Source organism: Pseudomonas frederiksbergensis, assembly GCF_000802155.2.
In the GTDB taxonomy this organism is placed as follows: domain Bacteria; phylum Pseudomonadota; class Gammaproteobacteria; order Pseudomonadales; family Pseudomonadaceae; genus Aquipseudomonas; species Aquipseudomonas frederiksbergensis_A.
In genome coordinates this window covers 164,081-184,445 of record NZ_JQGJ02000002.1, presented here as the reverse complement: position 1 = coordinate 184,445, position 20,365 = coordinate 164,081, and the positions used below count along the sequence as shown (strand labels likewise).

Sequence of the window (20,365 nt, the reverse complement as noted above, 5' to 3'; positions counted from 1 at the left end):
TGGGCCTGGCTTATCGGCAAAACACCGATAATATGCATCGAAACGTTCACGAGACCAGCGATGATTCCAGACCCGGGCACCCCTACCCTCGATCAGTTACGCGTGTTTCTCACGGTGGTCGACGTCGGCAGTTTCGCCGGCGCCGCACGTAAACTGCATCGCGCCACCTCGGTGGTGAGTTATTCGATCGCCAACCTGGAAATGCAATTGGGCGTCAGCCTGTTCGATCGCAAGACCACTCGCAAACCGCAACTGACCGACGCCGGGCGCACGGTTCTGGCTGAGGCGCGCACCATTTACAACGGAATAGACGGTTTGCGGGCCAAGGTCCGTGGATTGTTGCACGGGCTGGAAGCCGAGGTGCATCTGGTGCTCGATGTGATGATGCCCGGCGAGCGTGTGGTCGACGCGCTGAAGGCGTTCCGGGAGGAATTTGCGACCGTATCGCTGCATCTCCATGTCGAAGCCCTGGGCGCCGTGGCGCAAAAGGTACTCGATCGAGGGGCGTCGTTGGGCGTCAGCGGGCCCCTGACCCACAGCCTTGATGGCATCGAGCGCATTGGCGTGGGCAGCGTGGCGCTGATACCGGTTGCCGCGCCCGACCACCCTTTGGCAGCGTCCGGGCCCAATGCCCCGGGTGCCGGTCGCGGCCACGTGCAGTTGGTGCTCACCGATCGCTCCAGACTCACCCAGGACCAGGAGTTCGCGGTCGTCGGTACGCGCACTTGGCGCCTGGCTGATCTCGGCGCCAAGCACATGTTGCTGCGCGAAGGCATTGGCTGGGGCAACATGCCCATCGATAGAGTGAGCGAAGACCTGGCCAGCGGCCGCCTGGTGCGGCTTGAATTGCCAGACTGCATTGGCGGCGACTACGCCTTTGATGTCATCTACCGCACCGACACCCCACCGGGACCTGCCGCGAAGTGGCTTATCGAGCGCTTCAGGACGCAGGCTGCCGACGATGCCCGGGATGCACAAGACTGAACCGGAGGTCCCCCTGAACGACAATCAGCGCATCACGGCCGAATCGATGCTCGCTTACATGCCGGGCAAGCCGCAGGCTCTGCCATCACACCCGCCGATGCAGGACGTGGTGGTACAGCTATTCAGCCACCCCAGCCTCGTCGAGCCGATCCTGGTGCCTGCCGTGGCGGAACCACTCCTGGTCCTGGTGCTCGCGGGCGCCGCTCGGGTGGAGGAACGTTCCCAGCGAGGCGAATGGGAGGCCGCCGACGTTCGGGCCGGCGATTTCTTCCTCACCAATACCGACCAGCCCTACGAAATGCGTTGGCAAACCCAAGGCTGCGACACGTTCGAGGTGATGCACCTCTATCTCGGCCTGTCGTTGATCGATCAGGCTGCTCGCGACGTGCTGGGCGACCAGGCGGGCCCGGTCACCTTCCTCGACATTTCAGGCGCCCGGGATGATCGAGTGCGCTTGTTGATGGATCAATTGCGCAGCGAACTCATCGACGAACGTCAGCCCAGTGCATTGTTCACCCACGGTCTGGCGCAGGCGCTGGCGGTGCATCTGGTTCGCAACTACTTCGATGCGCCCAGCGGAGCCCGACGCAGCAGCGCGCTCCAGGCGTACAAGCTGCGCCGAGTCATCGATGCGATGAATCAACATCTGGACAGCGACTTCAGCCTCGCCCATCTGGCGCAGGTCGCCGAGCTGAGCGAGTACCACTTCAGCCGCATGTTCAAGCGCGCCACGGGCCTGTCGCCCTCGCAGTATTTTATCCGCCAGCGGATGAGCCGCGCCCGGCACCTGCTGCTCGAAACAGAGCGCAGCATCATCGACGTGGGCCTGGAAGTCGGCTATTCCAGCCCAAGCCATTTTTCCCAGGTGTTCCGGCGGGAAGTGGGCGTCACGCCAAGCGCTTACCGTCAAGGGTGAGCGTTACCGACTCGCGTCGAGCACCAGCTTGCCCCGGGTGTGCCCCGACAAGCTTCTGCGCAGCGCCTCCTCGGCCTGGGACAACGGCAACACGTCCACGTCAATGACCAACTCGCCGGACTCGAACAGCGCCGCGATCTGCTCCAACTGCGCACCGTCGGAGCGCGTCGCGAAATGTTTGCCGGTAGCTGCGACCGCTTGGGCTTTCGTGGCATCGGGAGGGCTCACCGGTGAAACCAGCACGCCGCCTGGTTTCAGCACCGACCATGAGCGTGCCTGGGTGTCGCCACCAATCAGGTCGAGCACCACGTCGACCGGCTCGACAACCGCCTCGAACCGCACCTGGTTGTAGTCGACCACCTCAGTGGCGCCCAGCCCACGCAGATAATCATGATTGCCCGCCGAAGCCGTCGCGATGACTGCCGCACCGGCGATCCGCGCCAGTTGCACCGCAAGGCTGCCCACCCCACCCGCTGCTCCGTGGATCAGCACGCGCTGGCCCGCCTTGATTTGCCCGTGTTCATGCAGCGCCTGCCAAGCGGTCAGTGCGACCGCCGAAACCCCAGCGGCCTGCAACGCCGGCAACCGGCTCGGCCGACGCGCCAGACGATCCACGCTGGCGACGGCCTCGGTTGCATAACCACCCACGATATTGATGAAACCGAACACCTCGTCGCCGACCGAGAACGCGGTGACGCCCTCTCCAACCGCCGCTACGCGCCCGGCCACTTCGACCCCTGGTGTGTAGGGCAACTGGAGCGGGATAAACGCTTTCATCGCCCCCGAAAGTACTTTCCAGTCGACCGGGTTGACGCCGCTGCCTGCGACTTCGATCAACACTTCATTTTTGCCGGGAACCGGCGATGGGATGTCCTCGAACACCAAGCCTTCTGGCTGACCGTATTGCGCTACGCGAATCGCTTTCATATTTCACCTCGGGAAAGTTGATGAGGAGAATTCTGCCTGCGCATCGCATATCTAAATAGACGGCTAATTTCGAAGGTTAGGTTCGATAAAATAGAATAGATACCCGCCGCCGGACTGGCTAGACAGGCGTAACCCGGCGCAACGAAGCGCGCTGGACCGGTCTCTGCTGCCAATCAAGCTGCACCTGGACCCTGGCCACCGCATCCAGAACCTTTTGCGCCCAGCCCTCATCCTCCGGATGCACCACCACGACGCGAAACCCGTGGTCGTTCCCTTCGATCTGCACGCCTTCGGAATCATCGACGTGCAAGTCGATATCGAACGCTGGCGGATACTTCGAGGGTGAGTCGCACATCCCATGCACCGTCAACGCACGGTTGTGCAGCACGCTATTGACGACACCGTCGACACGGATGCCGTACAGCAACAGCCAACGCCGGATGTAGGACGGCGTGCGACCGGACGATGTGTAGACCCAGATGCTGCAGCCCTGGCGACGCAGCTCGCGGATCAGCGAGCGCGTTCCCATGCGCAAAGGCTCCCCCAGCCAACGGTGGACGCAGGCCGGCAAGCGGCTGTGCTCGACGTCGCAGTGATGGAGTTGGCAAGCGAGTGTGTCATCGATATCAAACGAAATGCGTATACGCTGGCGCTTGAGCAGCCCCATCGGGTGGGCGCCGCGGATGGCCTGCCCAACCCGGCTGCCGAAGGATTTGCGCCTGGCTGACGCCGGATCCCTGCTCATCAGTGACCGCCTTGGGTGAGGGGCAACGATTTGCCCTTGAGGAAAAACTTCATCGGGTCCGGTGCCTGTTCTTCCAGGAAAGCTGCGTATTTCTTCTTGATCTTGGGCAATTCGTACAGTGCCTTGACGCCATGCTTGGCAGAGTTGCGTATGACCGAGGACGGGTTGAAGTAGCCCTCGGCGTTTTCCAGTGACAACACAAAAGGAGGAAGCCCCGCACGCATGAGCAGGTAGCTGACGATCAGCGACCCACTGCGGTTGTTGCCCTCGATAAACAACTGCGGCTTGCTGAGGATCCGCACGTAGACCCCGGCCGCACGCTTCCAGACGGATTCACTGCGATACGCGCAATACCAGTTGTACAAGTCCTTGATGCCTCCCTCAACATTGTTGAAGAAATGCGCCTCGGTCGCGGCCAGGTGTTGCGCGTATTCCAACCGACGTGCCGGGTCCCGGCCACAGAGCACCGTGGCGTTGATCTCAAGCATCAGGTTCAGTTGCTGGAGATCGAACAGGTCGACGCCGCGGGCAACATAGTCGTCAATCAGCGCATAGCCTTCAAGCACATTTTGCAGCACTTCGTCCGTCAGCGGGTCGCGCGGCTCGGTGAAGTGCCGGCTCAGCGCGGCGAAGCGCTCCTGCACTTCGCGCAGTGCTCGTTCAATGGCAGGCAAATCAAGGCGATGCGTAGCAGGCATTGGTGCTCCTTGGAAACGCTTGGTAAATGTCTACCGGATGCCCGCCAAATCCATTTGGCTTCTGCAGGGATGCGGCCTTGACCGGAGGTGTCGCTTAGCTGAACTTGCCGCTGATGTAATCGCCGGTCATCTGTTCACGGGGGTTGTCGAAAATCTGCGTCGTCGGGCCCATCTCCACCAGGTAACCGGTGCGCGTGCCCTGGGAAATATCCACCGAGAAGAACGCCGTGGTGTCAGCGACACGGATGGCTTGCTGCATGTTGTGGGTCACCAGCGCGATGGTGTAGTCCTTTTTCAACTCGACCATCAGTTCTTCGACCCGCCGGGTCGCGATCGGATCGAGCGCCGAACAGGGCTCATCCAACAACAGGACCTCCGGCTCGGTGGCGATGGCGCGGGCAATGCACAGCCGTTGTTGCTGGCCACCGGAGAGCGACAGGCCGCTGACCTTGAGCTTGTCCTTGACCTCGTCCCACAACGCCGCGCCTTGCAGCGCATGCTTGACCCGGTCGCCGATGTCGCCCTTGTAGCGATTGAGGCGCAGGCCAAACGCGACGTTGTCGAAGATGCTCATCGAGAACGGGTTCGGCTGTTGGAACACCATGCCGATATAACGGCGCACCACCACCGGATCAACGCCCTTTCCATAGACGTCCTGTCCAAGGAAATGCACGTGGCCCTCGAAGCGGAAGCCCTTCACCAGATCGTTCATCCGGTTGAGGCTGCGCAGCACGGTACTCTTGCCGCAGCCGGAAGGACCGATGAAGCCGGTGATCTTGTTTTTCTCGATCGGCACGTGGCTGTCACGTACTGCCATGAAGTTGCCGTAGAAAATCTTGTCCAGTTTGCAGTCCATGACTACAGGCGCCTGGGTGACAAACGGAGCGGCTATTTGCGCAGTGGATACGTTCAAAATCAGATGCTCCCGTTCTTAATACTTGGGCTTGCCGAAAATACGGCTGATGATGTTCACGACCAGTACGATCATCACCAGCACCAACGAGGCCGCCCATGCGAGCTCGAGTTGGTTGTCGAAAGGCATGCCGGAGAAGTTGTAGATCAGCACTGCAAGCGATGCAGTCGGATTCATGACCTCCAGGTTGCCCTGGTGGTAGATCCAGTAGTTGCTGAACAGCGCAGTAAACAGCAATGGCGCGGTCTCGCCCGCCGCACGCGCCACCGCCAGCATCACGCCGGTGAGGATCGCCGGCATGCCGGTAGGCAAGATGATTTTCCAGATCACCTGGGAGCGGGTGCAGCCCATGCCATAGGCGGCGTCCTTCATGATCTTGGGCACCATCCGCATCGACTCTTCCGCCGTCAGCACGACGATAGGCAGCATCAGCACTGCCAATGCCACGCCCCCCGCCGGAGCCGAATACGTGCCGGTGGTCATCACCACCAGCGCGTAGGCAAACACCCCGGCCAGAATCGACGGCAGGCCGGTGAGCATCTTGGCGGCGAAGCGCGCGGCGTTCGCCAGCTTGCTGTCCGGCCCAAGCTCGGCGAGGAAGATCGCCGCCATGATGCCGACGGGCACCGCGATGGCCGCCGCGATACCCACCATCACGAAGGTGCCCGCCATCGCGTTGCCGAAGCCGCCGCCCATCTCGAAGCCGGTCGGCGGCAGCTCGGTGAAGACTTCCAGGTTCAGGCGAGCGCCACCGCGGGTGATCAGCATATAGAGCACGGAAATCAGCGGCACGCTGGCCAGCAATGCGCCCGCCCATACTAGAGTGGTCAAGATAAGGCTGCGCAGGGCCCGCCCCTCGAACCTGCGCTGCAGGCTAGGCATCGCGCCCGCTGGAGCCGTCAAGTCTGTTGCAGCAGTCAGATCAGTCATTACTTGTTACCCCGTTGGGCGTACATCATGATCATCGAACCGATGATGTTCACCAGCAGCGTGATGAACATCAGCACCAGCGCGGCATACATCAACACCTCGATCTCGTTCGGCCCGGCCTCGGGGAAGTTCAGCGCCAGCAGCGCGGCGAGTGTGTTGGCCGGTGCGAACAGCGAGAGCGAAAGGGTGTTGGCATTGCCCACCAGCATGGCCAGCGCCATCGTTTCACCCAGGGCGCGGCCCAAGCCAAGGACCAGGGAGCCGAAAATACCGGTCGCGGCAGACGGCACCATCACCTTGAGAATCGCTTCCCAGTGGGTCGTGCCCATGCCGTAGGCGGCCTGTTTGGTTTTCATCGGTACGGCCGTGAGCGCATCCTGGGAAACGGCGGCAATGGTCGGCAGGATCATGATGGCCAGCACCAGCGCCGCAGGGAGCAGCCCCGGCCCGCTCAAGGATGTGCCGAAGAACGGGATCCAGCCCAGTTCGCTGTTCAGCCACGTCGTCAACGGCCGGATCGCCGGGATCACCACGTAGATGCCCCACAGGCCATAGACAACGCTGGGGATGGCCGCGAGCAGTTCGACGATGGTGCGAAAAATGGCGGCGAGCTTGGGGGGCAGAAAATCCTGGGTCAGGAAAATCGCCATGCTGACGCCGAAGAAACCTGCGATGAGCAACGCGATCAAGGCGCTGTAGAGCGTGCCCCAGATAGCCGGCAGGATGCCGTACTTACCTTGGTTAACGTCCCAGACGGTGCCGAAAAGCACATCAGTGCCATGCTTTTCCATGCCCGGGAGCGCCTTGCGCCCCACCTCGAACACAAGCGCGAAAACCAGCGCCAGGATCAGAACCACCCCTATGCGCGCAATCGCACGGAAGGTGCGATCAACCATGAAGTCCTTCGCAGAAGGTGGTTGGCAGGCAGAGTCCGGATTAACCGGTACGACAAAAGGTTTGTTCATTGGCTAGGTCCGAACAAGGGAAAAACCCTCCCGGCATGGCGGATAGCGCACACCAGGAGGGGCCTCATGCATCACTTGATGTTGGCGGACGCTTTGCGAACCTGGTCGACAACCGATGCCGGCAGTGGGATGTAACCCATCGAGTCGGCAATCTTCTGGCCCTCGGTCAGGCTGTATTCGACCATTTCACGCATGGCCTTGGCCTTGGCCGGATTACCGTTGTCCTTGCGGAAGATCATCCAGGTGTAGGACGTGATCGGGTAGGACTTGGCACCGTCCGGATCAGGCAACCACGACACCAGGTTTTCCGGCATCTTCACCGCCGCCAGGGCCTCGGCGCCGCTTTCGGCGTTTGGCACGACGTATTGGCCGGCCTTGTTCTGCAACTGGGCGAAGTCAACCTTGGCCAGTTTGGCGAAACCGTACTCGATGTAGCCAATCGCGCCCGGCGTCTGGCGTACGGTAGCCGTTACACCATCGTTCTTCGGCGACTTGATGAACTTGTCGCTGGCAGGCCAGTTGACGGTGTTGCCCTCGCCCAGCGCCTGCTTGAACTCAGGGTTGATGGTCGCCAAATGCTTGGTGAACACCGCAGTGGTACCGCTGGAGTCCGCGCGCACAACGACCGTGATCGGCGTATCGGACAGTTTCAGGTCCGGGTTGGCTGCGACAATCTTCGGGTCGTTCCAGCGGGTGATTTTGCCCAGGAAAATGTTCGAGTAGACGTCCCGAGGCAGCTTCAAGCCCTTGGGATTGCCCGGCAGGTTATAGGCGAGGACGATCTCACCCGCAGTCATTGGCAGCAACTGCACGCCTTCGGCGACCTTGGCGATGTCTTCGTCTTTCATGGCCGAGTCGCTGGCGGCGAAATCGACGGTTTTGTTCAGGAAGTCCTGGACACCCGCACCGCTGCCCTTGGATTGGTAATCCACGGTGACACCCTCGGACTTCTTGCTGAAATCCTTGAACCAGGTGAGGTAGATCGGCGCGGGAAAGCTCGCGCCAGAGCCCGTCAGGCGGACGCTCTCCGCAGCGAAGGATGCCGAGCTGGCACACAGGGAAACCGTAACGGCGAGCGCAGCAGACTTCATCAAACTTTTCATTAAAAGAAACTCCTTGTGATGACGGGCTGAGGAACTCTGCAACAGAGTTGTTACGTTTTTATGAAGATCGAATGGCAAATGACCGGCCGCCGCGTTTTTTTGTTTATCGACACCGTCGGTGTAATGGCTTCGTCATGAATGGCGACTAACACTTCGCCATCCTCCCCGACGCGAGCGCCTCCCATGTTCACGACCCAAGACCCCTTGATACAGCGCATCCACCGTGAACTGCTCGATCACAGCGACGAAGAGCTGGAGCTGGAATTGGCCGAAGATGGGCACGACCTGGATGCGCTGTTCGATGCGCACGCGCCCGCGGGCAGCGAACGTGACGCGCGAAGAACCTACTTCAGCGAACTGTTCCGCCTGCAAGGGGAACTGGTGAAGCTGCAAAGCTGGGTGGTCAAGACCGGCCACAAAGTGGTGATCCTGTTCGAAGGCCGCGATGCAGCGGGTAAAGGCGGCGTGATCAAGCGCATTACCCAGCGCCTCAACCCTCGGGTCTGCCGGGTCGCCGCCCTGCCCGCTCCCAACGACCGCGAACGGACCCAGTGGTATTTCCAACGCTACGTTTCACACCTGCCGGCCGCCGGCGAGATCGTCCTCTTCGACCGCAGCTGGTACAACCGCGCCGGCGTCGAACAGGTCATGGGCTTTTGCAACGACGATCAGTACGAAGAGTTCTTCCGCACCGTGCCGGAATTTGAACGCATGCTCGCCCGCTCCGGCATCCAGCTGATCAAATATTGGTTCTCCATTTCCGATCAGGAACAACACCTGCGTTTTCTCAGCCGCATCCACGATCCGCTGAAACAGTGGAAACTCAGCCCCATGGACCTGGAATCCCGTCGCCGCTGGGAAGCCTACACAAAGGCAAAGGAGATCATGCTCGAGCGCACCCACATTGCCGAAGCGCCCTGGTGGGTGGTCCAGGCTGACGATAAAAAGAAGGCCAGGCTCAACTGCATCCATCATCTGCTCGGGCAGATGCCATACGAAGAAGTCGAGCTGCCGACGATCGAACTGCCGGAACGCGTCAGGCAAGAAGACTATTTCCGCAGTCCGACGCCGCCAGAGATCATTGTTCCCCAGGTTTATTGAAGTAAGCCGACCGGTTTCGCATCGAGCATTGGGCCAGATTTTCCTGAGCGGTAAATCGGCCCAACGCTTTCAGCGTAACGCCTTGCTCATGTAGCACGCAGAGCCAGGACAGAGCCCCTTGAATTGCTCGGTCAGCGAAATGAGAGAAGGCGCAGCGCCCCGCGGGAGACTTTCGTAACCCATCTGTTCGAAAAAACTTGAAGCGCTTGTGGTGAGCAAATGCAACCGAATGATGCCCAGCTCCGCTGCTTTCACTTCAAGTACATTGAGCAGGGATGTCCCGACACCTTTCGATCTGTAGGCACGCTCAACGACTAAAGATCGAAGTAATGCGTCAGCTCCATATGTTTCAAAACCTCCCCAACCGACGATATTTCCGCCCAGCGTGAACTCGAAGAAAGTTCGATCCGGCAGCTCGATATCGGCTGTTGGTAGCTTTTCAGACTCCAAAGCGTTGCGAAGACGCTCCAGTTGCGCCCCGACGGCCAACGTTGCCTGGATAGTTGTCTGCCCTTCCATTCGCGCGCTCCCTGATCGATGCGGGTAATGCCTCTCAAAGAGGCGGGCCAGTACAGCCCGATCCTATTCACTTCACAAATAGATGCATAGTGACATATCCGATCCGGCACTCTTTACACCCCTAGCCATCGCGCCAGCTCGCGTCTGACATGTTCTTGTCAGCGGTTGGTCACCCTGGCGTCAGTTCCTCCCGCTTAAAGTAACCCCATGGTCGCTTCTGACAGCACATGACGGGGCCAACGAATTTAAACGGACCTCTTGCCATCAACCGCAAGGAGATACGCAAATGAACCATCCTGGTGGGCACGATAGCGCGCTTGATCACTTCACCTTGCCGTTGACGCCTGGAGGCGTTCTGGACCGCAAAGACCTGTTGCTTCGCCTGCGCACCGACCAACGATTCATGGCCTCGGAGGTGCATGGGTGCACGCTTGATCAACCAGGCTTGCTGCTTTCCCTTCTCGATTCGGCATCAATGGTGAACGACGGCGTTGGGCATCGTTCAGGCTTCGATATCCAGCGGATGCGGAGCGTCATCATCGAAGCGGCCCGGAAAAGCCAATGGGGCAAGGCCTCGGGGTGTCGCCGGACACAGGGCATCGCCGCCCATTACGATGCGCAGGTCTATATGTCGGCGGTACTCGATGTCGAGTTGAGTGACGAGGGCCGCTTGATCGTCCATGACACGGTGTTCGTCGCGGATCTGGGCGCTGTGCAAAACCCCGGTCGCCTACGCGCCCAGCTTGAAGGCGCTTGCCTGATGGGGGTCGCATTCGTGGCATCTTCCGAGTTTGGCGCGACGGCGACTGAACTGTGCCCCACAATCGCCCTGCGGCCCCGTTGGCCACTCGTCTCATGGCTGCCCGGGCACATCGCGGTCCACCTGATCAACCCAACGGGTGCGCGCCAGGCTTGCCAGCCCAGCCAGACGAGCTACGTACCTGTCGTCCGCGCTTTGTGCAATGCGATTTTCCTCGGTGATCGCCGCGAGTTTTACCAAAAAAATACCGGTCACAGCCTTATGGCCACTGGAGGCGATGTGTAACGCCGCCCCCTGCGCAGCAACCCAATCCATCTATCTCGGCACTTGGAACCACTCCCTGCGTTCATCCAGCGTATGGCGTATCAACTCGACGAGCATCTGCACCTGCGGCGTGTGCCGGGCCTCGATGCCGACCGCCATCCACAGGTGGCGCTGCATCGGTTGGTCGAACAAGCCCGGCAAGGCGACCAGGCCACGGTCGAAACGGGCCATGTAATGCGGCAAGAGGCCGATACAGGCACAGCAGCGGATCATTTCGAGCATCAGCCCATAAGACTGCACTTGCGCCACCCCGGCACGGCGTTCCTCGACGAGGGTGTTCCAGGGCGCGAAGCTGTCTACATGGCGGTCAGGCTGCCATTGCACGAGCATGTAGTCGTCCAGGTCCGCCAGTTGCCCGGGACGCGCGGCCGGGCGTGAGTAACGCTTGGCGATGTGGGGCAGATAGTCCAGCCGTGCCAGTCGCTCCGGCGTCTGGGTCGCAAAGCTCGGCCCAGGCGGCGCATCTTGGCAATCACTGAGCCACAGCACGAGGTCGGCGCTGACGGCGTGCAACGCAAGGTCGCTGTCCAAGGTGACGATGTGCAGCCGCACGCTTGCGTTGCGGCGCAACAACGCGATCAGGTCGCGGCCGAGAATGTCATGCAGGATCGACTCGGCCACTGCGAGACGGATCTGCGGTTGTTCGGCCAGTGGTGGCGGGTCTTCTTCGGCCAGGGCGAGCAGTCGCGCCTGCAACTGCCGACCTTCGCGGCTCAGGGCCAGGGCGTTGCCCTGGAAGTTGAACAGCGACCGTTGCAGGCGCGTTTCCAGTTGGGCCAATTGTTTGCGCAACCAGGTCGCCTTGACGTTCAGGCTGCGGGCCGCCTGCATGAAACAGCCACAGCGGGCGCTGACCAGGAAACACTGGGCCACCTGGGGCTCGATGCTGGCGGCCAGTGCCAGCCAGGATTCGGGGACGCGCGAGGGGGGGCGATATTCGGTGTCGGCCTGGCGTCCTGCGGGCTCTATGAAACTCATGGGGTGACTCCCTGTCATTTTGTTTTTGGTAAACCAGTCCCGTGGCGAGGGAGCAAGCTCCCTGCCAGAAAAAAACGGTGCTACCGGCTAAAGCGCGTCCTCCAGCACCTTGCTCAACTGCGCGCCGTCGATGCTCAAGGTGGCGGTGTCGAGCATGCCATCCAGGTAGGCCTTGGCAATCTGCTCCTGGCGCTGGGCGCGCAAGGCCTGGGTCAGGCGCTCGCGCACTTCGTCCAGGGTCGCTTCCCGCGACGGTTGCTGCTCGGTGAGCTTGATCACATGAAAACCCGCCGCGCTCTGCACCGGCTCCGATACCGCGCCGACCTTGAGTCGCGCCACCGCTTCACGCACTGTCGGCACCAGTTGCTGCAACGGCTGCAAGCCGCTGTCGCCACCGCGCTCGGCACTGGCGCGGTCCTGGGAAAACCGGCTGGCCAGGGCGGCGAAATCTGCCGGTGCGGCCTGGGCCTTTTTGCTCAGTTCCGCCGCCTGGCGGCGCACCGCCTCGACCGTCTGTGGTTCGGTCGCCGCGAGGAAAATCTGGCTCACCCGGTACAACGCAGGCGTAACCCAGTTGGCTTTCCCCGCATCGTAGGCTTGTTTGAGCTCCTCTTCGCCGGGGTACCCGGCCGGGACCTGGCTGACCGACTGCAAATAATCCCGGAAGACGATCTGCTCAGTGGCGGCCCGGGTCTGGCGCTCCACCTCCGGGCGTTGACGCCAGCCCTGGGCATCGGCCTGTTCCAGCACGGCTTTTTCCGCCAGCCGCGCGCGAATCCAGCCTTCCAGGCCAGCCCGGTTGCCACGCATTTGCTGGCGAACTTCGGGGGCGAGCGTTGCCAGCAAGTCTTTCAACTCTTGAGGACTGACCTGCTGGCTGCCCAACCGCGCCAGGCTCGGCGAATCGGTTGTCGCGACGGTAACCGTTTGTACTGCCGCGACGGGATCGTTGCCGGGACGCAAGCCGAGAAAGACGGCCACGGCCACCAGGCCCAGCGCAGCGGCGCTGATGACAAAGGTTGGCTTTTTCACAATACGGCGGCCTCCTCCTGCGTGGCTTCGGCGGGCGCGTCGGCTGTGTGCAGACGGGCCGCGTTCTGGCTGAATTCCCGCAGGTAGACGATGAATTCCTGAAGCAGACGGTCCCACAATTCCAAGTTGCTGCGCAGGTGATCGGCGCTGACGCCAGCCGCCACCACCACATCCATCTCCATTACCAGGAATTCGCCCTGCACCGACAACCGGGCAAAACGCCGCGAGGCATTCCACAACTCGGCCAGGCCGGCCGGCAATTCACCTTGCACACGCAACGCGCAACTGAAGGTGAAGTCCAGGTATTGGCCCGGTGTCGGCGTCGGATTGCCGAAGCGCACCGCAAAGCCGATGCCCTGGCTGGCGCTGAGCAACTGCACGATGCCGTTCTGCTCGGTTTCGTTGACCCGATAACCGGCGGTTTGCAACACCTCGGTGAGGGACAGGGGCGTGACGTGTTCGATCAATGAAGTCATGGTCGGTCTTCCTTGCGTTATCAATGAGTGATCGAGGCCTGGGGCGCATCGAAACGATTTTTGTAGAGTTCGTCGCCAAAACCCTGGGCCAGCTCTTCGAAGCGAACCCGGACCTTGCCGGCGAACGGCTGGCGGATTTTCATGACGTCGGTCATGTCGATGGTTTCGTAGGCATGCAGCAGTTCCTTGGCGACCTGGTACATCTGCTGATTCTTGACCGAGCATTGCTGCACTTGTGTGTCACGCTCATTCAATTGAGCTTCGAGACGGGCCCGTTCGGTTTCCTTGCCCCGGGCCAGCACCAGCAGTTCGTCGTAGGCCTTCTTGAACTTGCCGATCTGCTCGTGGCTGGCCGCGACCTGGGCCTGGGCCTGGCTTTGCAGGCTTTCCTGGCGCCCGGCCAATTGCTCGACCACGCCTTGGGCCTTGCCCAGCTCGGCGGTCAGGCGCTTGACCTGCGCCTCGGCTTCCTTGGCACGGCTTTCCGCTGCCTGGCGGGCAACGCTGGCCTGGGCCTGTTCGCTTTGCAAGGCCTGCAATTGCGCCGTAGTGCTGCGCAGTTGCGCCCGCAAGCGTTCTTCCAGTCCCTCGCCATGGGCGCTGCCGCTCAACAACGGACTGAGCAGCAGGCCCAGCAACAACGCGACCGGACAAGGGTTGATGGCTCGCCTTTTCATGAGGCCTCCCGGCGCTTAGAAGCGCGTGTTGATTTCAAGCTGCAAGACATCGATGTCGTACGGCGCGCCGTACACCGCTTCGGAACTCAGCCAGCGACCGGTGGCAAAGACATTGCTCGCCAGGCCGTAGTTGCCGCCCAGGAAGTAGCCCTTGGCGTTGGTGCCACCCAAGTGGAACGAGGAATCGTTGAAGCCGTCCGGCAAGGCATCCGGTTGGATGTACTTGTAGCCGGCGAACAGGTTCCAGTCGCCTTCGCGCTTGAGTTCCAGCGAATTGCCGAGGGTGAACTGGAGCATCCAGGCATTGGCGCCGCTTTCAATCTCGCCGTTCTCATCGAGGTTGTTGGCGAATTGCCCTTCCGAGCGCTTGCGCATCTCGCCTTCGTCGTAGCCGAGGTTGTGCACGTAATGAGCCTGGCTGCGCAGCTTCAGGTCTTCTGGCAGGTCGGTGTCCCATGCCAGGTTCAGGTCCAGCAGGTTGAACTCCGAGGCAAGGCCGACGTACTGCGGTTGCGGCGTGGTAGCCGGGTTGAGCGGGTTGGGCGTGATGTCCCGCAGTTGGAACACCGTGTTGCCCTTTTGCATGAACGCCACCCGCGAGCCGTCACTGTCGCAGCCCGGATCACCCGACCAGGGCTCGCACGGCGAGGAGCGCTTGCCCTCGATGTCGTCGAAGCGGTAATAGGCCATGGCGCCCTTGATCCGATTGCTGTCGTTGATCGCCCAACTGGCGCCCAGTTGCGCACCGTACAGCCACTTGTTGTCACTCTCTTCCTTGTCGGTGCCGTTGCTGGAGCTGGTGTCGTTGGTGTACTCCACCGGGAACGCACCGACGGTGCCGAACAGGCCGAAGTCCTGGTTGAGCTTGCGATTGAAAATCGCCGCCACGCCGTCGAAGTTCAGATCGCCGGAGTACAGCAAGTCGGTGGTATAGAACGGGTTGGCGACACGCCCGCCGGTCAGGGTCAGCTCATCCGAAGGCTTCCAGGTCAGGTAACCCTGGTCGAGCCAGATGTCCTTCTTGCCGAAACCACCGCCCAGGGTTTGGGTGGTGGACACCGGGTTGTTGTCCGAGCCGGTGCCGATGCGAATGCCGGCCGTCCACTCTGGAGCGATGACAGCCTTCATGCCCAGGCGTGCCCGCAGGCGGAAGAGGTTTTCCCGGTCTTCACGGGTGTTGAGCAACGGCGGCAAGCTGGAACTGCTGTTGGGGTTGACGTCGTAGGGGCCGCGGTCGTTGAGCCGGGCGAAGTCGACGATCTGGTTACTGTTGGTGCCCGAGTAATAGCGCGACTCATCCCGCAGGCGGATGTCGCCATCGAAGCTGATGCGCGAGACCCAGTCCGGGAAAGTGTTGGGCTGGGCCCAGTTTTCCTTTTTGGCGGTGGCCATGACTTCGGCCTTGACCTGATCGCGGATCTGCTCGCGCACGATGTTCGGCACGTACTGCACCCGCACGTCTCCCGGGGCGCCGGTAGGTGTGGCGGCGACCGCAGTGGCAGCCTGGCGGGCCTGCACGGCTTCGCGTTCGGCCTGGGCAATCAGGCCATCGGCCTGGTCCTGCTTCAACACGCCCTGCTGCACCAGCAGGCGGATCAGATTGATCGTGGCGTTTTCCGAAGGCGCCGGGGCTGCCGACGCGTGCCCGGCCAGGCTCAACACAATCAGGCCGACCGCCCACGACAATCGATTCACATTGGCAATCATCTGCACACAACTCCTGTTGGCAAACTTTCAAAAATTCGGGTTAACCCGGACGCCGTCCTTGCAAGGACAGGCGCACGGGCAAAGTCAGGGAAGCCGGAGGCCGTTCACTCAAATGCGGCGCGGCACGCAGGGCGGCGATCACTTGCTGATCCACCTGCGGGTTGCCGCTGGACTTGACCAGCTCGACACGGGTGATCTCACCCACGGCGCTGAGCCAGACATCGGCCTGTAGCGAAAACGCCAGGCTGCGCAAATCGGGGTTTTCCCGCAGCAAGCGCTGGAAGGTGAAGGCCAGGAATTGGCTGTAGGTGCCATTGCCGAGGCGTCCACCCCCTGCCCCGGCCATGCCGCCGCCCTTGCCCGCACCGATGTTGAAAGCGTCGTTGCCGGCCTGGGCATCACCGTCCATTTGCATGGGATTGGCCAGGTCATCCACCGGGGATGGCGGCGCTTCTTCCTCGGGCTTGACCTCTTCGGGTTCCGGCGTCGGTTCGGGCTCGACCACTTTTTCCTCGACCTTGGGTTCCGGCTCCTTGGGTTTTTCCGGGGGCGGCGGCGGTGGTGGCGGCAGCGGGATGATGGTCGGCACTTTCGGCGCTTCACGACGCACACCGCTCATGTCGTTGGCCCACTGCCATAGCAGCCAGGCAGCCAGGCCCGCCAGCACCAGGCCGGCGGCCCACTTGAGCAGGCGCAGCGGCGAGCGCTTCACGGGGGGCGGATCGATGGGAAGTCTGGCGGTCATGATCAGCCCTGGCTCGGTTTGCCGGTCACCAGACCGACCTGGGACAGTTCCAGGCGCCGCAACAGGTCCAGCACTTCGATGACCTTCTGGTACTGCACCGTCGCGTCGCCGCGCACGATGACCGGAAAGTCCGGACTCTGGGCCTTCTCGATGCGCAAGCGCTCCTCCAGCTCGGCCAGGGTCACCGGGTAGGCATCGAGGAACACCTGCCCACCGTCATTCACCGAGATCGCCTTGGTCTTGGCTTCCGACAACGACACCGAGGCGCTGGCCTTGGGCAGGTTGATCTGGATGCCCGACACCTGGGCCGTGGCGGTGAGGATGAACATCACCAGCACCACCATGAGCACATCCACCAGCGGCGTGATGTTGATGCTGTCGACCGCTGCATCATCGTCGTCATCGTGTGACGCATTTACGCTAGCCATGACGATGCTCCTCAGGCCGGTACGGACGATTGAACGTGATGGTCACGGCGATGAGCCGCTTCACCGGATTGGCCTTCGCCATGCATCTCCGCCAGGCGCGTGATGAACTCATCGACGAACACCCGCATGTCGGCGCTGACTTCCTTGTTGCGGGTGATCAGCCGGTTGTAGCCAAACAGCGCCGGAATCGCGACGAACAGGCCCATGGCGGTGGCAAGCAAGGCGGCGGCCATGCCCGGGGCGATGGCGTTGATGTTCACGTCACCGGCCATCGCGGTGCCGAGGAACACCACCATGATCCCCAACACCGTGCCGAGCAGGCCGATATACGGGCCGCCGGCGATGGCGTTGGACAGGGTGGAAAGTTTCGAACTCAATGCCTGGTTTTCGCGGGTGCGCACGCCGTCCATGGAGCAGCGGATCGCCTCAATCGTGGCGGCCGAGACCGACGAGGTATCGGCGCCCTGCTCGCGGCGGGTGCGGATTTCCTTGACCGCCACCAGGTACAGCCGCCACAGGGACGAATGCTGCAGGCGCTGGGCCAGTTCCTTATCGTCGGCAAACATTTCCAGGCGCGTGCCAACCCGGGCGAACTGCTCGCGGAAGGCTTCGTTGGCGGCGCTGAGACGACTCACCATGCGGTTCTTGCGGATCATGATGACCCACGACTGGAACATCATCAGTACCAGCACGGCGATGATCACCCAAGCGTCGAGCGGCACTGCGTTGAGGAGGAAACCGAGGCTGCCGAAACCGAAGCCGGACTGCTCTTCATCGACGCCATAGGCCACCAGTTTCGATTCGGCGCCCTGGGCATTCGCATCGGCCAAGAGCTGCGGTGCCGGCCGCGCAACCTTGGAGATGCGCGCTTCGTCGATGGCGCCGCTGAATGGCACGAAGGTGCCTGCGGAAACATCTGCGCCCAAGGCAATCGGCGAATTGAACGCCGGCATCGCCACGGCGAGGCTCGCGGTTTCACGTCCATTGACGTACAGCACGACCCGGTCACCCGAGGCGGTCAACGCCAGGTGCTGCCATTGTCCGGGGTTCAGCGGTTGGGTCGAGACCGCGCGCTGGTCATTGATTGCTACGAACGGCACGCCCTGGTTGACGCCAACCAATAGGCTGGCAGCTTCGTCGCGACGGCTCAGGATGATTTGCTCGCCACTGGCGTCATCCTGGCGCAGCCAGCTGCTGAAGGTAAACGCAGCCCCGGCGGCGTGTTGCAACGAAGGACTGGCGGGTAGCAGCAGCGGCTGGCCATTGAATTGCAAGGCCCGTCCGATCACGCCGTCGATGCTCACGCCGACCGCGCCCTGGGCATTGTTGCCATAGGCCGTGGTGTCCTTGGACGGCACGCCGGTGGCAGTGTCGAAGTGGTACAGCGCGGTGTAATCCGGGTCGAAGGTCAACTGGCCGCTGGCCGTGGCCGGGGCTTTCTGGTTGCCGTAGTACATCCACAGGTCCTGGCGCTGGCCGCCGTCAACGTTAGGCACGTCGACCCAGATCAGCGCCATGCCCATCAGCGGATCGAAGCTCTCGATCTGGTGATTGAGCACGGTCTTGTCGTCGGCACTGACGAAGCGCAGGTCCGAACCGTCTTCCTTGACGCCGTCGAAGGTGAAGTTGCCGGTGTGCAGGCGCACCAGCAGCGCGGTGCGGCCCAACGCTTGGGCGATGGCCGCGCCTTGGGGCGTGGTGTCTACGGAGATCTGTTTGCGGTAGTGCCAATCGTCCTGCCACCAGGCGTTGGCGGTGGCCGGAAGCAGCAGCCCCAGGCAGATCAACAGCGGTATCAATAAGCGTTGCATGGACATGACTCCTGGGTTCAAAACGTCGCTTGCAGGTTGAAGTGCAGGCGCGACTCCTGTTTCGTGGTGTTCGGCCCGTCGAGCAGCGGGAAGCCCCAGTCGAGGCTGCCCGACAGCCATTTGCTCAGGCTTGCGCGGGTACCGAGGCCGACGCTGGCGAGGCTGTAGTCGGGATCCTGGTCGGGCAGTTCGTCGCGCAGGTACAACTGCGCGCCTTCGGCAAAAGCGTAGAAACGCCATTCCTGGACATAGCTGCCGAGGAACTTGGCGAGGGACGGCGTGCGCAGCTCTTGGGACAAGAGGTAGCCGTCGTCACCGGTGCGCTCGGCGGCCAGGTAGCCGCGCACCGATGTGGCGCCACCGGCGGAGAATTGCTCGTTGGAAACCAGCGGCCCGGAAGCCAATTGGAAGGCTGCCTTGGAGGCGGTCTGCCAATCGTTGCCGAAGGTGAAGGTGTAATTGCCGTCGCCCTTGAGCACCGCGAAACTGGGGCTGGCGCGATAGCGCTTGTAGTCGAACTCTTCATCGGTACTGCCGTAGCCGAGCAGGCTGCGGGTGCCCGCCACCAGGCTCAGCCCGAGGCCCAACTGGCTGGCTTGGGTGTAGCGAAATCCGTTGTAGGCGAAGGTGAACGGTGCGTACTTGAGCGGTGCCTTGTCGCTGGCGCCGCCCAGGTTGAGTTCTTCGTCGAAGTCCTTGAAGTCCACCCCGACCGAGAAGCTGTTGGCCCATGCCCCGCTGGACGGCAGGCTGTAGATCGCCGATACGCCGTAGGAATGACCTTTGCCCAACACGTTGCTACCGCCGACGGTCGCCACGTTACTGTCGGACTGGTAGCCGGAAAATTGCAGGCTCCAGCGTTCGCTCAGCGGCGCGGTGTAGGAGCCCGACCAGACCTTGGCGTTGTCGGTGTCCTGGGGCGCGGTGAAGAACGTCAGCGAGACGCTGTGGCCCAGTTGCCAGAGGTTGTTGTAGCCCAGGCTGGCGACGGTGCGCAGCTTCTCGGTGTCGGCGCTGTAATCGTTGTTCAGGCCCAGGCTGGCTTGCCACGGGTCTTGGTCCTCGACCTGCAAGTCGACATCCATGGTGCCGGGGCGTTGGCCTTCGCGCACCAGCGGCATCACCTGGCGCCCCGGGGTCTTGTTCAATTTCGCCAGCTCGGTCTGGACCTGGGCAAAGTCCGGCACCTCGCCTTCCTTCAGCGCCGGCACGTCTTCGCGGATTTCCACCGGCGAATAGTGCTTGGCGCCGACGACCCGCACGCGGCCGATCTTGGTCTCGCTGACTTGCAGGTAGACGATGCCGTCTTCGACTTTCTGCTCGGGCAGTTCGACGAACACCGATTGGTAGCCGCGGGCCTGATAGATCTTTTGCAGGGCTTCGCGAGCGCCTTCGATGTCGTCCAAAGTCTTTTGCGGACCGAGGAACGGGTACACCGCTTCCTCGATCGCCCGGGCATCGAGCACGGTGTTGCCGCGCACGAAGTACTCGTTGACGTCCACCAGGCGAACCGGCGCCGCTTCGGCCTCCGGCCCTCCTTCTGCGGCGAATGCCGACGGCCCCCCGACCGTCAACAGCAGCCAGCCCCACAGCGCCGGCCGCGATTTGAAGAAATGCTCCACACCA

21 protein-coding genes are annotated in these 20,365 nt (G+C 62.0%); 4 read left to right on the top strand and 17 right to left on the bottom strand.

The genetic code is table 11. The annotated features are described in order from the left end of the window. The first annotated feature begins 60 nt into the window (after positions 1-60). Positions 61-984: a LysR family transcriptional regulator gene (locus JZ00_RS03905; RefSeq protein ID WP_039588467.1), complete on the top strand. Its 924-nt coding sequence runs from the start codon at positions 61-63 to the stop codon at positions 982-984. Then, positions 971-1,900, top strand: a complete 930-nt coding sequence (locus JZ00_RS03900) for a helix-turn-helix domain-containing protein (RefSeq protein ID WP_152668398.1) — start codon at positions 971-973, stop codon at positions 1,898-1,900. Before JZ00_RS03905 ends, JZ00_RS03900 begins: the two co-directional genes overlap by 14 nt. Positions 1,901-1,903: 3 nt before the next feature. Here JZ00_RS03900 and JZ00_RS03895 read toward each other — a convergent pair whose 3' ends face one another. The 7 genes from JZ00_RS03895 to pstS all read right to left on the bottom strand — a co-directional run bounded on the left by JZ00_RS03895 (position 1,904) and on the right by pstS (position 8,181). Beyond that, positions 1,904-2,827, bottom strand: coding sequence for an NADP-dependent oxidoreductase (locus tag JZ00_RS03895; RefSeq protein WP_039588464.1), 924 nt, complete (start codon positions 2,825-2,827; stop codon positions 1,904-1,906). Positions 2,828-2,945: 118 nt separating this feature from the next. Next, on the bottom strand, positions 2,946-3,494 hold the full coding sequence (locus JZ00_RS03890) for a hypothetical protein (RefSeq protein ID WP_039588796.1): 549 nt from the start codon (positions 3,492-3,494) through the stop codon (positions 2,946-2,948). Between the two features lie 77 nt (positions 3,495-3,571). Beyond that, complete coding sequence (locus JZ00_RS03885) at positions 3,572-4,270, bottom strand: hypothetical protein (RefSeq protein ID WP_039588463.1); 699 nt, start codon at positions 4,268-4,270, stop codon at positions 3,572-3,574. A gap of 94 nt (positions 4,271-4,364) precedes the next feature. Beyond that, positions 4,365-5,126: a phosphate ABC transporter ATP-binding protein PstB gene (pstB, locus tag JZ00_RS03880; protein ID WP_025214260.1), complete on the bottom strand. Its 762-nt coding sequence runs from the start codon at positions 5,124-5,126 to the stop codon at positions 4,365-4,367. A gap of 75 nt (positions 5,127-5,201) precedes the next feature. Beyond that, positions 5,202-6,113: a phosphate ABC transporter permease PstA gene (gene pstA, locus JZ00_RS03875; RefSeq protein ID WP_039588462.1), complete on the bottom strand. Its 912-nt coding sequence runs from the start codon at positions 6,111-6,113 to the stop codon at positions 5,202-5,204. Continuing rightward, positions 6,113-7,078 (bottom strand): phosphate ABC transporter permease subunit PstC, encoded by a 966-nt coding sequence (gene pstC / locus JZ00_RS03870; protein ID WP_039588461.1) that lies wholly within the window; start codon positions 7,076-7,078, stop codon positions 6,113-6,115. The genes pstA and pstC overlap by 1 nt, the downstream gene beginning before the upstream one ends. Positions 7,079-7,149: 71 nt before the next feature. Beyond that, entirely contained in the window at positions 7,150-8,181 is a 1,032-nt protein-coding gene (pstS, locus tag JZ00_RS03865) for a phosphate ABC transporter substrate-binding protein PstS (protein ID WP_039588460.1), read from the bottom strand. A gap of 183 nt (positions 8,182-8,364) precedes the next feature. Between pstS and ppk2 the strand changes: the two genes are divergently transcribed. Further along, complete coding sequence (ppk2, locus tag JZ00_RS03860; protein WP_039588459.1) at positions 8,365-9,282, top strand: polyphosphate kinase 2; 918 nt, start codon at positions 8,365-8,367, stop codon at positions 9,280-9,282. A 69-nt stretch (positions 9,283-9,351) separates the two neighbouring features. Here ppk2 and arsN2 read toward each other — a convergent pair whose 3' ends face one another. Beyond that, the gene (arsN2, locus tag JZ00_RS03855; RefSeq protein WP_039588457.1) at positions 9,352-9,801 is read right to left on the bottom strand and encodes an arsenic resistance N-acetyltransferase ArsN2; all 450 of its coding nucleotides are present in this window, start codon (positions 9,799-9,801) and stop codon (positions 9,352-9,354) included. Between the two features lie 286 nt (positions 9,802-10,087). Here arsN2 and JZ00_RS03850 point away from each other — a divergent pair, with 286 nt between their 5' ends. Continuing rightward, on the top strand, positions 10,088-10,846 hold the full coding sequence (locus JZ00_RS03850; protein WP_200900468.1) for a hypothetical protein: 759 nt from the start codon (positions 10,088-10,090) through the stop codon (positions 10,844-10,846). Positions 10,847-10,876: 30 nt separating this feature from the next. On the opposite strand, the gene JZ00_RS03845 is transcribed toward JZ00_RS03850, so the two are convergent. From JZ00_RS03845 to JZ00_RS03805, 9 genes are all read right to left on the bottom strand, one after another. After that, complete coding sequence (locus JZ00_RS03845) at positions 10,877-11,863, bottom strand: LysR family transcriptional regulator (protein WP_039588456.1); 987 nt, start codon at positions 11,861-11,863, stop codon at positions 10,877-10,879. A gap of 87 nt (positions 11,864-11,950) precedes the next feature. Beyond that, positions 11,951-12,895 carry a peptidylprolyl isomerase gene (locus JZ00_RS03840; RefSeq protein WP_039588454.1) on the bottom strand — a complete coding sequence of 315 codons (945 nt, stop codon included), beginning with the start codon at positions 12,893-12,895 and terminating at the stop codon, positions 11,951-11,953. Further along, positions 12,892-13,371 (bottom strand): YbjN domain-containing protein, encoded by a 480-nt coding sequence (locus tag JZ00_RS03835; protein WP_039588453.1) that lies wholly within the window; start codon positions 13,369-13,371, stop codon positions 12,892-12,894. The genes JZ00_RS03840 and JZ00_RS03835 overlap by 4 nt, the downstream gene beginning before the upstream one ends. Before the next feature lie 20 nt (positions 13,372-13,391). Further along, positions 13,392-14,048: a hypothetical protein gene (locus JZ00_RS03830; RefSeq protein ID WP_039588452.1), complete on the bottom strand. Its 657-nt coding sequence runs from the start codon at positions 14,046-14,048 to the stop codon at positions 13,392-13,394. Positions 14,049-14,063: 15 nt separating this feature from the next. Continuing rightward, a complete protein-coding gene (locus tag JZ00_RS03825) occupies positions 14,064-15,755 on the bottom strand; it encodes a putative porin (RefSeq protein ID WP_039588451.1) in 1,692 nt (563 codons plus the stop codon). A 40-nt stretch (positions 15,756-15,795) separates the two neighbouring features. After that, a complete protein-coding gene (locus tag JZ00_RS03820; RefSeq protein WP_039588450.1) occupies positions 15,796-16,500 on the bottom strand; it encodes an energy transducer TonB family protein in 705 nt (234 codons plus the stop codon). Positions 16,501-16,502: 2 nt separating this feature from the next. Then, positions 16,503-16,928, bottom strand: a complete 426-nt coding sequence (locus tag JZ00_RS03815) for an ExbD/TolR family protein (protein WP_003201710.1) — start codon at positions 16,926-16,928, stop codon at positions 16,503-16,505. A gap of 11 nt (positions 16,929-16,939) precedes the next feature. Continuing rightward, the gene (locus JZ00_RS03810) at positions 16,940-18,739 is read right to left on the bottom strand and encodes a DUF2341 domain-containing protein (protein ID WP_039588448.1); all 1,800 of its coding nucleotides are present in this window, start codon (positions 18,737-18,739) and stop codon (positions 16,940-16,942) included. Between the two features lie 17 nt (positions 18,740-18,756). Further along, the gene (locus JZ00_RS03805) at positions 18,757-20,361 is read right to left on the bottom strand and encodes a ShlB/FhaC/HecB family hemolysin secretion/activation protein (protein WP_039588447.1); all 1,605 of its coding nucleotides are present in this window, start codon (positions 20,359-20,361) and stop codon (positions 18,757-18,759) included. Between the last annotated feature and the right edge of the window lie 4 nt (positions 20,362-20,365).